The 16,218-nt window shown below is 31.3% G+C and carries 17 protein-coding genes; 2 read left to right on the forward strand and 15 right to left on the reverse strand.

The window, feature by feature from the left end:
* The 13 genes from sdhC to ffh are packed head-to-tail and all read right to left on the reverse strand — an operon-like array spanning position 1 to position 12,947.
* On the reverse strand, positions 1-384 hold the full coding sequence (gene sdhC, locus ACTTA4_RS00630; RefSeq protein ID WP_440633084.1) for a succinate dehydrogenase, cytochrome b556 subunit: 384 nt from the start codon (positions 382-384) through the stop codon (positions 1-3).
* On the reverse strand, positions 374-1,381 hold the full coding sequence (locus ACTTA4_RS00635) for an aspartate-semialdehyde dehydrogenase (protein WP_440633085.1): 1,008 nt from the start codon (positions 1,379-1,381) through the stop codon (positions 374-376). The genes sdhC and ACTTA4_RS00635 overlap by 11 nt, the downstream gene beginning before the upstream one ends.
* Positions 1,382-1,396: 15 nt before the next feature.
* Positions 1,397-2,506, reverse strand: a complete 1,110-nt coding sequence (locus tag ACTTA4_RS00640) for a dimethylsulfoniopropionate demethylase (protein WP_440633086.1) — start codon at positions 2,504-2,506, stop codon at positions 1,397-1,399.
* Complete coding sequence (locus tag ACTTA4_RS00645) at positions 2,503-3,279, reverse strand: alpha/beta fold hydrolase (protein ID WP_440633087.1); 777 nt, start codon at positions 3,277-3,279, stop codon at positions 2,503-2,505. The genes ACTTA4_RS00640 and ACTTA4_RS00645 overlap by 4 nt, the downstream gene beginning before the upstream one ends.
* 8 nt (positions 3,280-3,287) lie before the next feature.
* On the reverse strand, positions 3,288-4,904 hold the full coding sequence (locus ACTTA4_RS00650; protein ID WP_440633088.1) for an acyl-CoA synthetase: 1,617 nt from the start codon (positions 4,902-4,904) through the stop codon (positions 3,288-3,290).
* A gap of 2 nt (positions 4,905-4,906) precedes the next feature.
* Entirely contained in the window at positions 4,907-6,670 is a 1,764-nt protein-coding gene (locus ACTTA4_RS00655) for an acyl-CoA dehydrogenase family protein (protein ID WP_440633089.1), read from the reverse strand.
* A gap of 26 nt (positions 6,671-6,696) precedes the next feature.
* Positions 6,697-7,803 (reverse strand): 3-isopropylmalate dehydrogenase, encoded by a 1,107-nt coding sequence (leuB, locus tag ACTTA4_RS00660; RefSeq protein WP_440633090.1) that lies wholly within the window; start codon positions 7,801-7,803, stop codon positions 6,697-6,699.
* Positions 7,796-8,401, reverse strand: coding sequence for a 3-isopropylmalate dehydratase small subunit (leuD, locus tag ACTTA4_RS00665; RefSeq protein WP_262589907.1), 606 nt, complete (start codon positions 8,399-8,401; stop codon positions 7,796-7,798). The genes leuB and leuD overlap by 8 nt, the downstream gene beginning before the upstream one ends.
* Positions 8,402-9,805, reverse strand: a complete 1,404-nt coding sequence (leuC, locus tag ACTTA4_RS00670) for a 3-isopropylmalate dehydratase large subunit (RefSeq protein ID WP_440633091.1) — start codon at positions 9,803-9,805, stop codon at positions 8,402-8,404. It abuts the gene before it with no gap.
* Between the two features lie 11 nt (positions 9,806-9,816).
* The gene (rplS, locus tag ACTTA4_RS00675; protein ID WP_440633092.1) at positions 9,817-10,371 is read right to left on the reverse strand and encodes a 50S ribosomal protein L19; all 555 of its coding nucleotides are present in this window, start codon (positions 10,369-10,371) and stop codon (positions 9,817-9,819) included.
* A gap of 16 nt (positions 10,372-10,387) precedes the next feature.
* On the reverse strand, positions 10,388-11,074 hold the full coding sequence (gene trmD / locus ACTTA4_RS00680; protein WP_075506095.1) for a tRNA (guanosine(37)-N1)-methyltransferase TrmD: 687 nt from the start codon (positions 11,072-11,074) through the stop codon (positions 10,388-10,390).
* 14 nt (positions 11,075-11,088) lie between these two features.
* The gene (gene rpsP, locus ACTTA4_RS00685; protein ID WP_440633093.1) at positions 11,089-11,571 is read right to left on the reverse strand and encodes a 30S ribosomal protein S16; all 483 of its coding nucleotides are present in this window, start codon (positions 11,569-11,571) and stop codon (positions 11,089-11,091) included.
* 17 nt (positions 11,572-11,588) lie between these two features.
* The gene (gene ffh, locus ACTTA4_RS00690) at positions 11,589-12,947 is read right to left on the reverse strand and encodes a signal recognition particle protein (protein WP_262589911.1); all 1,359 of its coding nucleotides are present in this window, start codon (positions 12,945-12,947) and stop codon (positions 11,589-11,591) included.
* A gap of 166 nt (positions 12,948-13,113) precedes the next feature.
* Between ffh and dapF the strand changes: the two genes are divergently transcribed.
* Together dapF and ftsY are read left to right on the forward strand one after the other, a co-directional pair.
* Positions 13,114-13,938, forward strand: a complete 825-nt coding sequence (gene dapF, locus ACTTA4_RS00695) for a diaminopimelate epimerase (RefSeq protein ID WP_440633094.1) — start codon at positions 13,114-13,116, stop codon at positions 13,936-13,938.
* Positions 13,938-14,855, forward strand: coding sequence for a signal recognition particle-docking protein FtsY (ftsY, locus tag ACTTA4_RS00700; RefSeq protein ID WP_440633095.1), 918 nt, complete (start codon positions 13,938-13,940; stop codon positions 14,853-14,855). The genes dapF and ftsY overlap by 1 nt, the downstream gene beginning before the upstream one ends.
* Here ftsY and ACTTA4_RS00705 read toward each other — a convergent pair.
* A complete protein-coding gene (locus ACTTA4_RS00705) occupies positions 14,848-15,411 on the reverse strand; it encodes a hypothetical protein (RefSeq protein ID WP_440613676.1) in 564 nt (187 codons plus the stop codon). The two genes, ftsY and ACTTA4_RS00705, sit on opposite strands and share 8 nt — an antisense overlap.
* Positions 15,412-15,460: 49 nt before the next feature.
* Positions 15,461-16,177: an alpha/beta hydrolase gene (locus ACTTA4_RS00710; RefSeq protein ID WP_440633096.1), complete on the reverse strand. Its 717-nt coding sequence runs from the start codon at positions 16,175-16,177 to the stop codon at positions 15,461-15,463.
* Positions 16,178-16,218 lie beyond the last annotated feature (41 nt).

Consider the following 16,218-nt stretch of genomic DNA (forward strand, 5'->3'; position numbering starts at 1 on the left):
TTAAAAAAAGTTTTTTCCAATAAAGTAAAATAAAATAGTTAAAATCAATGAACCAAAGATCACCATCAAACCTGTTATACGAGTAGTCTTCAGTTCATAGCCATAACCCATATCCATTATTATATGTCGGATTTCACTAAGTATCTGAAAACTAAAAGACCACGTTAACCCTATTGCAACAAATTTTCCAAGAAATGAATTAAAAAAAAAGTTTATCAAATCATATTTTGTTTCTCCTAAAATTAGCCAAGAAACCCAGACGCAAACTAAAGTTATTGCTAAGATATTTATTATTCCAGTTATTCTATGAGAAATAGATACTAGTGAGGATATGTGCCATCTATAAATTTGTATATGAGGAGAAAGAGGTCTTTTACTTTCCATAAAAGTTATTTTTTATTAATGTTTGGGCAATTTCAACTGCATTTAAAGCTGCACCTCTAAGTAAATTGTCTGAGACAATCCACATATTTAAGCAATTCTTTTTAGTCTTATCTTCTCTAATTCTTGAAATGAATGTCTCATCTTTTCCAGCCGCTTCAAGTGGTGTTGAATATCCACCATCTTGTCTCTCATCAATAACTTTACAGCCTTCCATTTTTTCAAGACATTCTTTAATTTGATCAATTGTAAATTCTTTTTCTAATTCTAAATTTACTGCTTCAGAATGAGAAACTAAAACTGGTACTCTTACACAAGTTGCTGATAATTCAATATTTTGATCTAGAATTTTTTTAGTCTCATTGGTCATTTTTAATTCCTCTTTTGTGTATCCGTCATCAGCAAATACATCAATATGTGGAATTAAATTAAATGAAATTTGTTTTGTAAAATTTTTTGATTCAATTGCTTTGTTTTCTAGTGCTAACTTAGTCTGTTCTACTAATTCATCCATTGGTGCTTTACCACCACCAGATACTGATTGATATGTAGCTACAACTACTCTTTTTATTTTAAATAAATCATGGATTGGTTTTAATGGTAAGACTAATTGTGCAGTTGAGCAATTAGGATTAGCAATAATATTTTTTTTTATATTTTTTAAGTCATCCGCATTTACTTGAGGTACAATTAAAGGAACATCAGGGTCCATTCTATAAAAACTAGAATTATCTATTACAATACTGTGACTTGCTGCTTTTGAGGCATAAGCTTCTGAAATTTTTCCACCCGCTGCAAAAAAAGTAATTTTTGCTTTTGAAAAATCAAAAGTCTCTAAATTTTCAACTTCTATTTCTTTACCTTTAAAATTAATTTTTGAACCAGCACTTCTTGCAGATGCAACTAAAAAAATTTCTGAAATAGGCAAATTTTTCCTCTCAAGCACTTCTAGTACTTTTCTTCCAACATTGCCCGTGGCTCCGACTATAGCTATATTCATGATGGGGTTGTTATACTAAATGAAAGGTAAATCGCAAACTTTTCCAGCGCAATTATGTCCATTTACAACAACTTTTACATTTTGCTCAGGATTCCAGTATCCTTTTTGCATCATAGCTATACCAATTACTTTTTTGAAGTGAGGTGAATAGCAAGCAGATCTTAATTCTCCAATTAGGTTATTGTTTTCATCTGTCAAATCTAGAGAACCTGTTACACTGATTTCATTAATATCAATTTTTATACCCATCAATTTTTTGGTAATTCCTTCTTCTTTTATTTTGATTAATTTTTCCTTACCCAAAAACTTTGCATCACTATCTAAGTTAATATACTTATCAAAACCACACTCAAACGGGTTATCATTGTTATCCATATCGTTTCCAAATGATAGAAGAGCACTTTCAATTCTCTCTATTAAATTAGGGCATCCAGGCTTAACATTAAATTCTTTACCAGCTTCAAATAAATGATCATATAACTTTTGACCAGACTCAGTATTTTGAACATAAATTTCATAGCCACCTTGCTTAGACCAACCTGATTGTGCAATTAAATGGTCAGCTCCTTCAAAATTAAAATAATCAAATCCAAAAAATTTCAATTTAGTTATTTTTTCGCCAAATACTTTTTCCATTAACTTAAATGATTTTGGACCTTGAACAGCCATGATGTCTACATTTGGTTCAAAGATTTTCACATCAAATTTATTTCCAATTGCTAATCCTTTTGCAAATAAAATTACATCAGAGTCTGCAATGGATATCCACCATTTCTCCTGACTTAATCTCAGCACTACAGGATCATTAATTAATCCACCTTGGTCATCTATAATAGGACAATAATAACATCTACCATCTTTAGATTTAGATAAATCTCTACAAGTCATTAATTGAACTAATTTAGCTGAGTCTTTTCCTGAAATTTCAACTTGCCTTTCTGCTGCAACATCCCAAATTTGAACATGTTCTTTTAAGTGATGATAAGAGTCTTCCACAGATCCAAAGGCTGCTGGAAGCAACATATGGTTGTAGATTGTATAAGCTGTTACACCTTGTTTTTCTATTCTTGAAGTATAAGGTGTACTTCTGAGTCTTCTAGATTTTGCTATTGAATAATTTTTCATTTATTTAAAAAATCTAAAACCTTGTCCCGCATTTCAAATGCTTTTTCAATCATAATCATATGCCCACATCCTTCAATTACATGAATAGTTGAATTTTTAATCAATTGAGAGAATTTTTTTCCAGATTCTAAATTAACCATTTTATCTAAAGAACCAAAAACAAACATTGATGGAACCTCGATAGATTCAGCTGCGGTTGAACCATTTTTGTAATTATTACAAGCTATAAGATCTACAGCAAGTATTTCACTTATATCTTTTGGAGATTGAATAATTCTTTCAACTGGATTTCCACCTATAAATTTTTTTGAACCTTCATATCCCCACTTCATCATTAACTTTACTGCATCAGAATCTCCATTTTCTGCAAGCTCAATCAAATCAGGATGAACAGGCATTTTATTAGATCCACCTACAAAGACTATTTTTTTTAGTCTATCTTTATATCTATGGGAATACTCAAGTATTTCTAAACATCCTTGTGAATGACCAACTAAAATTAAATTTTGAAGATCTAAGGCATCAAATACAAGTTCCAACCATTCTGCAATTTCCTCAATAGTCTTTAAACATGGCCCCTCAGAATTTCCATGTCCTGGTAGATCAATAGATAATACATTAAAATTATTATTTGAAAAAAATTGCTCACTTAATGACCAAACAATATGAGATAAGCCACTCCCATGAAGAAAAACAATGGTATCTTTGTTTTTATCTATACCTTTGCCATTGTCTGAAGCAAAAATACTTTTATTTTCGATTTCAAAATTCAATTAGATTCCTAAACTTTTTTTCTCAGTTCAAACTTCTGTATTTTTCCAGTTGATGTCTTAGGTAGTTCACAAAAAACAACCTTTTTGGGAACTTTAAATCCAGCCAAAGTTTCTTTACAAAAATCAATTAATTCTTTTTCAGTAACAGGCTTATCTTGAACCATCTCGATGAAAGCACAAGGTACTTCTCCCCATTTTTCATCTGGTTTAGCAACTACCGCTGCTATTGAAACTGAAGGATGTTTAGATAAGGTATTTTCAATTTCTATTGATGAAATATTTTCTCCCCCTGAGATAATAATATCCTTCGATCTATCTTGGATTTTTACATATCCATCAGGAAACATAACTGCCAAGTCACCACTATGAAACCATCCATCTTTCATTGCTTTATCGGTAGCTTCTTTGTCTTTAAAGTAACCTTTCATTACTACGTTTCCTCTAATCATGATCTCACCGATAGTTTTTCCATCTTTAGGAACTTCTTTCATCGTTTCTGGATCTAAAACTGTTACTCCTTCTGTATTGGGATACCTTACTCCTTGTCTTGCTTTAATCTCATTTTGTTTATCTTCATCTAAATCATTCCATCCATCATTCCACGCACATTGTGTAACATGACCATATGTTTCTGTAAGACCATAAACATGCATAACTTCAAATCCAAGAGATTTCATTTTTTTAAAAATAATACTTGGCGGAGGTGCTCCAGCAGTTAAGACGTAAACTTTATGCTTTAATTTTTTTTTATCACTTTCGGGAGCTCCAGTTATCATATTTAAAACTATTGGTGCTCCTCCAAAATGAGTAATGTCATATTTATCAATAAGCTCAAAAATTTTCTTAACATCAATATTTCTTAAGCAAATTGTTCTTCCATTTAACATTGGAACTGTCCATGGATAGCACCAGCCATTACAATGAAACATAGGTACAACAGTTAAAAAGTTTAAACGATTAGGCATATTCCAGGCAACAGTACTTCCCGTGGACATTAAGTACGCACCTCTATGATGGTAAACAACACCTTTGGGATTGCCAGTTGTACCTGAAGTATAACTTAAAGATATTGCCTGCCATTCATCATCAGGCATTTTCCAATCAAAATTCTCATCTCCAGTATTTAAAAAACTTTCGTATTCTAAATCTCCAATTTTTTCCAATTTCGATTGATCAGCATGTTTGTCGTTAATATCTATAACCGTGATTTTTTTATTTAAATTTTTTAAAGCTTTTTTTACTTCTACATGTAATTGTCTATCTACAACCAATACCTTTGCATCACTGTGATTTAAAATATAATTAATTGTATTAGCATCTAATCTTATATTAATTGTGTTTAAAACAGCTCCTGTCATTGGAACTGAGTAGTGTGCCTCAAAAATTTCAGGAGTATTAAAAGCTAAAAAAGATACTGTATCTCCTTTTTGAATACCAATTTTAGAAAGTGCACTGGCAAATTTTACTGCTCTTTTATAAACTTCATTCCAAGTATAGCTTCTATCCTCATAAACTATAGCCTCATAATCAGGATAAACATCTTTGGCTCTTTGTAAAAATGTTAGTGGTGTTAATGGAACATAATTTGCATTATTTCTATCCAGATTAATATCGTAATGATTCATTATTAATTAAATTTAAATTTCATTATGTTTGAGCTACCTGAAACTGCAGATTTATAATGATATTCTGCTCTTGGTAACACTTTTTCAAAGTAGAATGTAGCTGTATTAATTTTGTCTGAATAAAACTCTTTATTTTCTTCATAATCTTTAAAACTAATTTCTAAGATTTTTATCCATGAAAAAGCAATTGAAACATAACCAAGTGTTTTTAAATAATCATTTGCAGCTGCAGAAACATCATCTTTTTCGATTTTACTTTTATCTACAATCCAACCAGTGAACTTTGACAAAATATCAAGATAATATGTAAGATCTTTTGTAAAAGATTTTACCTTTTCATGTTTGTTTTTACATTCAGATTTTATCATTTCTAAATATTTAGAAATTACATCACCATTTCTGTTTATTAATTTTCTAAATACTAAATCAGCGGCTTGAACTGAATTGGTTCCTTCATATATCGGTGTTATTCTATTATCTCTATATAACTGTTCAATACCTTGGTCTTTAGTGTAACCGTACCCTCCATGAATCTGCATAGCATCACTCGTAATCTCCATGGCTAAATCGGTAAATAAAGATTTAACTACAGGTGTCATCAAAGAAACATAATCAGAAGCTTCCTGTTTAATTTTTTCATCTGGATGATGAAGACTAACTTCAGTTTGTTGAGACAACCAAAAGCATAAGGCTCTTTCTCCCTCAATTATTGATTTCATGTTTAATAAAGTTCTTCTTATGTCTGCATGGTCAATAATAAAATCTGCTCCATTTGTGGATTTAGAATTATTAGTTTTTCCTTGTTTTCTCTCTTTTGCATAAGCAAGTGAATTTTGGTAAGCAATTTCTGAAATACCCAGTCCCTGAATGCCAACTACAATTCTCTCAAGATTCATCATGGTAAACATAGCATTTAACCCTTTGTCCTTAGGACCAATCATATATCCTGTTGCATCATCAAAGTTTAAGACACATGTTGCCGAACCTTTAATTCCCATTTTTGTTTCAATAGATCCCGTTGAAATACCATTTCTTTGTCCAACCGATCCATCTTGATTTACTAAAAACTTGGGTACTAAAAATAAACTTATTCCTTTTGTTCCAGGAGGAGAGTCGGTAGATCTTGCTAAGACTAAATGAACAATATTTTCTGTTAAGTCATGATCGCCTGATGTGATGAAAATTTTTTGGCCAGTTATTTTATAAGTTCCATCAGATTGACTAACTGCTTTTGTTTTAAGTAAACCTAAATCAGTACCACAAACAGGTTCTGTTAAGCACATCGTACCACTCCATTTACCTTCTACAATTTTAGGTAAATATTTATTTTTTATTTCATCAGTAGCGTGATGATTAATACAATTGTATGCTCCAATACTTAATTCACTATAAAGTTTAAAAGATAAACTCGCTGAAGACAGCATTTCGTCAAAAAAAGCACTCACTGTTTTTGGCATTCCTTGACCACCATATTTTGGATCGCATGACAATGAAGTCCATCCATCCTCAATATATTTCTGATAAGCTTCTTTGTATCCTGGTGGTGTTCTAACTACACCATTTTCTAAAACTGCCGGATTTTCATCACCTGCTTTAGCAAGTGGTAAAATTAAATTTTGATTGATTTTAGCTGCTTCTTCTAAAATATCTTTAACCAAATCTGAGCTGACTTCATTATATCTTTCAAGATCATTATAATTTTTGTTATCTCTTAATTTTTCATAGAGAAACATCATATCTTTTACAGGTGCAGAATAACTTGGCATTTAAAAAGCTTAGAATACTTAAGGATTTATTGCAATTTTGAAATTATCGCATCGCCCATTTGCGAAGTAGATACTTCTTTCATACTCTCAGAAAGGATATCTTTCGTTCTTAGACCGTCATTTAATACGGTTTGTACTGCATTTTCTAAAGCATCAGCTTCATTATCAAGATCTAAAGAATATCTTAAAGCCATTGCAAAACTTAATACTGTTGCGATTGGATTTGCTAGCCCTTTTCCTGCAATATCAGGAGCTGAACCATGTATAGGTTCATACATTGCTCTCATTTCACCATCTTTATTTTTTGCACCTAAGGATGCTGAAGGTAATAACCCTAGAGATCCTGTTAACATTGAAGCTTGATCTGAAAGCATATCACCAAATAAATTATCAGTAACAATTACATCAAACTGTTTTGGATTTCTAAGTAATTGCATTGCACAGTTATCTGCAAGCATATGACTTAATTCAACATCTTTGTATTCTTTTTCATGAAGTTCCTGAACTTCTTCTTTCCATAGTTGTCCAGCTTCCATTACATTAGATTTTTCACAAGATGTAACTTTGTTTGATCTTTTTCTGGCAAGATCAAAGGCAACTCTTGCAACTCTAGTAATTTCACTAGTAGTATAAGTGTGAGTATTTATTCCTTTTCTTTCACCATTTTCTATTGGTTTAATACCTCTTGGTTCACCAAAATAAATTCCTCCTGTTAATTCTCTTACAATCATTATATCTAAACCCGAAACTACTTCTGGTTTAAGTGTTGATGCACCAACTAATTGTTCAAAACATATGGCAGGTCTCAAATTTGCAAATAATTTTAATTCTTTTCTTAATTTTAATAAGGCTCTCTCCGGTTTTTTTGAAAACTCAATATTATCCCACTTAGGTCCTCCAACTGCACCGAGCATAACAACTTCGCTCTCTAAAGCTTTATAAAAAACTTCATCTGTTATAGGTGTACCGTGTTTATCGTAAGAACATCCACCTGCAAGATCTTCATCTATTTCAAAGTCTAAAGATTTTTTATCATTGAACCAATTAATTATTTTTCTAACTTCTCCAATTACCTCAGGTCCAATACCATCACCTGGTAATAATAGAATTTTTCTTTTTTTTACTTTAATCATTAAAAACCCAAGGTTTTTTATCTTTTAACTGATTTTCAAAATTTTGAATTTTATCAGATTTTTTTAAAGAAAGAGCAATGTCATCTAATCCTTCTAACAAACATTTTTTCTTAAATGGATCTATTTCAAATTTAATTTCATTGTTTCCATAAATAATTTTTTGATCATTTAAGTCTACAGAAATTTCTTCTTTTCTATTTGCATATTCAGAGAGTTCTTTTATTTTTTCTTCTTCAAGAATTATTGGTAAAATTCCATTTTTAAAACAATTACTATAAAAAATATCAGCATAACTTGAACTAATCACACAAGTAATTCCAAAATCTAACAATGCCCATGGAGCATGCTCTCTTGATGAACCACATCCAAAATTGTTTCCTGCAATTAAAATTTTTGAGTTATTAAATGGTTCCTGGTTTAATACAAAATCATTAATTTCTTTTCCATTATCGTCATATCTCATTTCAAAAAACAAATTTTTTCCAAGTCCAGTTCTTTTTATTGTTTTTAAAAATTGCTTAGGAATAATCATATCTGTATCGATATTTACGATTGGTAAATAAGCTGGAATACTTTTTAATGTATTAAATTTTTGCATTTAATTTTGATACTTTCTTACATCATCTAAATTACCAGAGATTGCAGCTGCAGCTGCCATACCAGGGCTTACTAGATGCGTTCTGCCACCTCTTCCCTGTCTTCCTTCAAAGTTTCTGTTTGAAGTAGATGCACATCTTTCCTCTGGTTTTAATTTATCTGCATTCATTGCTAAACACATAGAACAGCCTGGCTCTCTCCATTCAAATCCTGAATTTACAAATATTTTATCTAAACCTTCTTGCTCAGCTTGTTCTTTAACCAATCCTGACCCTGGAACTACAATGGCATTTACATGAGATGATATTTTTTTGTCCTTTAAAATTTTGGCAGCTTCTCTTAAATCTTCAATTCTTCCATTTGTACAGCTTCCAATAAAAACTTTATCTATTTTGATATCAGTTGCTGCCATATCAGGTGTTAGTCCCATATATTTTAATGCTCTTTCAATTGAGTTCTTTTTATCCTCATCTTTTTCATTTTGAGGATTTGGTACTTTTCCATCGATTGTAATTACATCTTGAGGTGAAGTCCCCCAAGTAATCATTGGTAAAATATCATTTGCATTAAGATTTATTTCTTTATCAAAACTTGCATCAGCATCTGTTTTTAAACTATTCCAGTATTCAAGTGCCTTTTCCCAATTTTCTCCTTTTGGAGACATTGGTTTACCTTTTAAATATTCAAATATTTTTTCATCTGGAGCAATTAATCCAGCTCTTGCACCACCCTCAATAGTCATATTGCAAATGGTCATTCTCTGTTCAACACTCAAAGATCTTATTAAATCTCCAGCATATTCAACTACACAACCTGTTCCTCCTGCAGTACCAATCTTTCCAATGATTTGAAGTATTACATCTTTGGATGTTACTCCTAATGGAAGTGTTCCATTAACATTAATTCTAAAATTTTTTGCTTTCTTTTGAACAAGTGTTTGCGTTGCTAAAACATGTTCAACTTCAGATGTTCCAATACCAAAAGCTAATGATCCAAAAGCTCCATGAGTTGCGGTGTGACTATCTCCACATACAATAACTGTTCCTGGTTGAGTAAAGCCTTGTTCTGGTCCAATAATATGTACAATTCCTTGTCGTTTATCATCCATACCAAAAAGCTGCACACCAAATTCCTTACAATTTGATTCTAATGTATCAACTTGTATTTTCGATTCCTGGTCTGATATCCCTTTAGTTCTGTCTGTCGTTGGAACATTGTGGTCAGCAACAGCTAAAGTTAAATTAGGATGACGAACTTTTCTATTTGAATTTCTTAAACCTTCAAAAGCTTGTGGACTAGTAACTTCATGAATTAAGTGTCTATCGACAAACAATAAAGCTGTTCCATCTTCTTGTTGATCAACAAGATGATCGTTCCAAATTTTATCGTAAAGGGTAGTAGACATTGAAAAAAAAATTATTTTTTTTCTGAAGTACTTTCTGTTGATTGTTCAGTTGTAGCTTCCTCTGTTTTAGGCGCTTCTTCCTTTGGAGCTTCTGCTGCTGGGGCTGCTTCTGCTTTAGGAGATTCTTCCTTTGGAGCTTCTGTTGGTGGTGCTACATTTTCTTCAGTAACTGTTTCAGGTTTTGCATCAACATCAATACCAATTTTTTTTCTGATTTTTTCTGCAATCCTTGCTGATTTACCTGTTCTATCTCTTAGATAGTATAATTTTGCTCTTCTTACTTTTCCTGATCTAATAACTTTAATTGAATCAATTAGAGTTCCATAAAGTGGAAATGTTCTTTCAACACCTTCACCAAAAGAAATTTTTCTAACTGTGAAAGACGAGTTTAAATCTCTGCTTTTTTTTGCGATACAAACGCCTTCAAAATATTGAATTCTCTCTTTTTTTCCCTCTGTAATTCTAACACCTACTTTAACTACATCTCCAGGGTAGAACTCAGGGATCTTTTTTTCTGAAAGTATTTTTTTAACGTTATGTTGATTTATCTCTTCAATTGTTTTCATAGTTATATTTATCAAATTAATTCTTCTTATATTTTTCCCATAAATCTGGTCTTCGGACGCGTGTTATAGCCTCAGATTGAGATAAACGCCAGTGTTTAATTTTACTGTGATCTCCTGACAAAAGTACTTCTGGAACCGCTTTTTCCTCCCAAATTTGAGGTTTTGTGAACTGAGGATACTCTAATAATCCATTTTCAAAACTTTCGTTTACTGTAGAATTCTCATTTCCCAGAACACCGGGTAAAAGTCTCAAAATACTATCAATCACCACAAATGCTGCTGACTCTCCTCCTGATAAAATAAAGTCTCCAATACTAACTTCTTCTATATTTCTCGTGCTTAACACTCTTTCATCAACTCCTTCGAAGTGTCCACAAATTATCGAAACCGATTTTTCCTTTGATAGTTCTTTGGCATAATTTTGATCAAATTTTTTTCCTCTTGGAGATAAATATAATATTTTTTCTCCCTCATTTTTATTTTGATCTAATGATTTTGCTAATACATCAGCTTTCATCAACATGCCTGAACCACCTCCATAAGGAGTATCATCTACAGTTTTGTGTTTATCCTCAGCAGCATCTCTAATGTTTACTACTTTTAAATTCCAAATATTTTTAGACATTGCTTTTCCATATAGACCTTTAGACAAAGGACCAGGAAAAATATCTGGATAAAGTGTAAACACTTGAGCTTGCCACATATACTGTCCTCAGTTTATTTTTTTTCCTCAGCTGGAGCTTCTGCTGCTGGAGCTGCTTCTGCTTTAGGAGCTTCTTCCTTTGGAGCTTCTGCTTTAGGAGCTTCTTCCTTTGGAGCTTCTGCTTTAGGAGCTTCTTCCTTTGGAGCTTCTGCTGCTGGAGCTTTAGGGGCTTCTGCACCATCTTCCTCTTTTTTATTTCTTTCTTTTTTAGGAACAGCTTTATTTGGGTTATTTCCAGCTGCTGGCATAGGGATTAAATCATTTTCACCTAAAATTCTTGCAACTCTTGTTGTTGGTTTAGCGCCTTGACCTAGCCAATATTTAATTCTTTCAGCTTCAAGACCTACTCTTTCTTTTTTATCTTTAGGAAGTAGTGGGTTAAAAAAACCAACTTTTTCTATAAATCTTCCATCTCTTGGGAAACGACTGTCAGCTACAACAACTTTGTAAACTGGTCTCTTTTTAGAGCCTCCCCTTGATAATCTAAGTTTTAACATTTGTTCTCCTTATTTTATTATTTTAGTTTATTAAATAGCTCTGGTGGTATCCCTTGATCAGACATACCTTTCAGATTTCCTTTTGACATCTTTTTCATCATTTCAGACATCATTTTAAATTGCTTAAGCAATTTATTGATAGTGGCTGGATCTGTACCAGAGCCATTAGCAATTCTTTTTTTTCTTGAACCATCAATTACTTTTGGATTCTCTCTCTCTTTTTTTGTCATTGATAAAATGATAGCTTCGTTTTTTGTTATAATACTTTCGTCAATCCCTGCTGAATCCATTTGAGATTTAATTTTAGATACTCCTGGCATAAAAGACATGATCCCCTCAATGCCTCCCATTTTTTTCATTTGTCTTAATTGAGAAAGGTAATCTTCCATAGAGAATTGACCCTTTTTTAAATTTTCTTCAGCTTTTTTAATGTTCTCTTCACCTAAGTCTTGTGCAGCTTTTTCTACAAGAGAAACAATGTCTCCCATTCCTAAAATTCTATTTGCTATTCTATCTGGATGAAATACCTCAAAATTTTCTATTTTTTCACCTATACCCAAAAATTTTATCGGAACATTTGATACATATTTCATACTCACAGCAGCTCCACCTCTTGCATCACCGTCAGCTCTAGTTAAGATTATTCCAGATAAGTTAACTGTGTTTTTGAACTCTTTTGCAACTGAAGCAGCAACTTGACCTGTAAGAGAGTCCGCTACAAGAAAAGTTTCTGCTGGATTAATAATGCTCTCAATTTGTTTGATCTCGCTCATCATTTGTAAATCAATTTGAGTTCTCCCAGCTGTATCAAACAAAATTATATCTGCTCCATTTAGATTTGCTGCACTCATGGCTCTTTGGCAAATATCAGTTGGTTGTTGACCTTCAATAATTGGAAGTGTCAAAATATTATTCTGTTCACCTAAAGATCTAAGCTGTTCTTGTGCTGCTGGCCTATAAATATCCAAACTGACCATCATCACTTTTTTCTTTTTGTTATCTTCTAAATATTTAGCTAATTTTGCAGTAGAAGTTGTCTTACCCGAACCCTGCAAACCAACCATCATCATAGGAACTGGTGGTACAGCATTTAAATTTATATCTGCATTGCTAGAACCTAGTAAGTTTACTAGCTCATCGTAGACAATTTTTACAACCATGTCTCCAGGAGAAGTTGATCTTATGATTTCTTGTCCTAAAGCTTTAGGTTTTACGTTTTCGACAAATTCTTTTGCAACATCTAAAGAAACATCTGCCTCAAGCAATGCTTGCCTAATACTTCTCAAACCCTCATCTACCTGAGCTTCATTCAGAGAGGGTGCTTTTTTTAAAGAAGAAAAAATTTCTTCAAATTTATTTGTTAAATTTTCAAACATATATTTTTTTGTTACGCATAGCAGTAACGCACTAGTGGGCGAACTCTCGCTGACTAGTGTCGATCTCTTTGTTTCCAAAGACACCGCAAAGTTAATGTTTTTGCGGAAACGGCATCAACCTATAATAGAGGTTCAAAAAGTCAATAAATAAGTTAAATATCTAATTATGAATATTAAAGCATTTAAAATGGACGGTTTAGGCAATGATTTTGTAATTATTGATAATAGAGAAAAAGTTACAAATCTTACGAAAGACCAAATAATTAAAATTTGTGACAGAAACTTTATAGGATGTGACCAACTTATATTAATTAATAAAGACCAAAATTACGATGCTTCAATAGAATTTTTTAACTCTGATGGTGGGGTTTCTGGTGCATGTGGAAATGGTACAAGGTGTGTGGCTGAGCTATTAGGAAAAGAAAAAAATAAAGACACAATTATATTAACAACTTTATCTGGCCATTTAAAATCTCATATTTTAGGAGAAAAATTAGTATCTACTGAAATTGGTTTGGGCAGAACTAAATGGAATGAAATTCCATTATCTCAAGAATTAGAAACTAAAAACTTAAATATTAAAATTGTTGATTCAAATAATAATGAATTTTTTGGAGGAACAGCCGTCAATGTTGGAAATCCTCATATAATTTTTTTTGTGGAAGACAACGAACAATTCAAAATAGAAAAAATTGGCCCAGAAATAGAAAACCACAAACTTTTTCCAGAAAAATGTAATGTCACAATAGCCACAATAGTAAACAAAGAGTTAATAAAGGTAAAAGTTTGGGAAAGAGGAGCTGGTTTGACAAAAGCATGTGGAACTGCAGCTTGTGCTACTGCCTTTGCTGCTAAACAGGCAGGACTTGCTAGCGATAAAGTTAACATCGAATTTTCTACTGGAAGATTGACGATATTTATAGATGAAAACAATAGTATCCACATGAAAGGTCCTGTTTCTGATATAAAAGAAATCGATATAGAAATTTAATGGGAATTTTCGAAAAATTTAAATCAGGATTTAAAAAAAGTGCTTCAGCTTTTACATCGGGCCTAAGAGATATAGTTGTCAAAAAAGAAATTGATGACAAAACTTTAGACAGAATTGAAGATTATTTAATTCAATCAGATGTTGGGGTAGCTTCTGCCTCAGAAATTAAAGAAATAATATCAAAAACAAAAATAGATCCAAACAAAGATTTAACTGCTGAGATAAATAATATTCTTAAAGACTACATTATCTCAGTTATGAAACCTCTAGAAAATAATGAATTTTTTAAAAATAAAGAAAAACTTAATGCCATTTTAGTTTCTGGAGTTAACGGCGTTGGTAAAACAACAACTATTGGAAAAATTAGTAAAATATTAAAAGAAAATGGTAATAAAGTTATGTTGGCAGCTTCAGATACATTTAGAGCTGCTGCTATAGAGCAATTAGAAAATTGGGCAAAAAAAATTAATGTTGAAATTACAAAATCTTCACAAGGATCTGATCCTGCATCTGTAGCCTATAAAGCAATAGAAACTTCTATATCAAACAATTTTAATCAAGTTTTAATTGATACTGCTGGAAGACTGCAAAATAAAAAAAACCTAATGGAAGAATATAAAAAAATAGCAAACGTTACAAAAAAAATAGATGAAAGTGCACCTCATGATGTGATTTTAATTTTAGATGCAACTTCAGGTCAAAACGTTTTAAATCAAGTTGAAGAATTTAATAAAATTATCCCAATTACAGGCTTAGTAATGACAAAATTAGATGGAACAGCTAAGGGAGGAATACTTCTGGCTGTAGCCAAAAAGTATAAAATACCAATTATTGCACTTGGTTTAGGTGAAAAGGAAGATGATCTGCAAATTTTTGAAGCTGAAAAATTTGCTGATGCGTTTACACAAATTACTTAATTAAATTACTAGATATTAAAGGTTTATAGAAACTACATCTATAATTATCCTTAAATTTGTAGTGTCCGCAGTCCTTTGCAATAGAGGAAATAATGAAATCAAACTTTCCATTAGTTGGATATAAATCTAATTTCTTTTCAACAATATCGTATTTGAAATTTACTTTTAAACTTTTAACAGCACTAATCATTACCAATGTTTTGTTATCCTTTAATAGATAATAAGCAAAATCATCTGGAAAAACTGGAAAATTATATTCCTTTAAAAAATTTTTTGCTTTTCTTGGAAACCATTCATAAGAAATCAATGGTGATGATACTTCTGTTTTATAATCATATATATAGAGATCTTTAGGGTAATCATTGATGTAATTACTTACTTCCCCTTTTGCTAATATAGCTTTTTCTCTTGGTTTAAAATACAAAGCAAAATTTTCATCATGTGAGTTCATTTGATCAATAAAAAATAAATTTTCAATTGAAGACAAATTTTCTTTAGAAAAAGAAGTTCCTGAAATAAGAAAAGTCAAAAAAATATAAATGAATAATTTCTTCATGATTAGAAATTAATTAGAATTTTTGGAATAAAATTGTTTTGATTGTGGCTTAATTTAAACTTTTTATAAATGAACTTAGTTGGAAAACCATATTATTATCAAATTCCATCATATGATCGTCATGTTTGGTAAAATAAGAGGACTTTGGATCATTTGCTAAATCAAACATCTTCTTGCCCATTGAAAAAGGAACAATTTGATCTTTTTCGCCATGCATAACTAAAACTGGAATATTAATATTTTTTATTTTTTCATCATTTTTATATTTATCTTTCAATATTAGAGAGACAGGAATGTATGGATAAAAATTCTTAGCTGCAGCAATCATTGAAGTGAAAGGTGTTTCTAAAATTAAACCAGCATATTTTTTATTTTGAGAAACCTCAGTTGCAATTCCTGTGCCAAGTGACTCTCCATAAATGATTAAATCACTGTCACTCAAACCTTTATTTTTAAGCCAGTTAATTGCACTTTTTCCATCCTCATATAAAGCATTTTCAGATGGTTTTCCTAAATTTCCACTAAATCCACGCCAAGCGATAATTAAAAAATTTACATTCATATTTTTAAAATGATTTAATTTATGAATTCTATTTTCTAGGCTTCCTGCATTTCCATGAAAATAAACAACAGTCTTAAATTTTTTCAAATCTTTTTTATGAAACCATCCTAAAAGGTTAATGTTATCTGTTGTTTTAATTTGAACTTTTTCTATTTCTACTTCTATTTTATCTCCTGAATAATTATTTTCCTGGGGATGATACATTAGATTTCTTTGAAATATAAAAAGATAAGCCAGTAAAATAA

The organism is Candidatus Pelagibacter sp. HIMB1485 (assembly GCF_052048055.1).
Lineage (GTDB): Bacteria > Pseudomonadota > Alphaproteobacteria > Pelagibacterales > Pelagibacteraceae > Pelagibacter.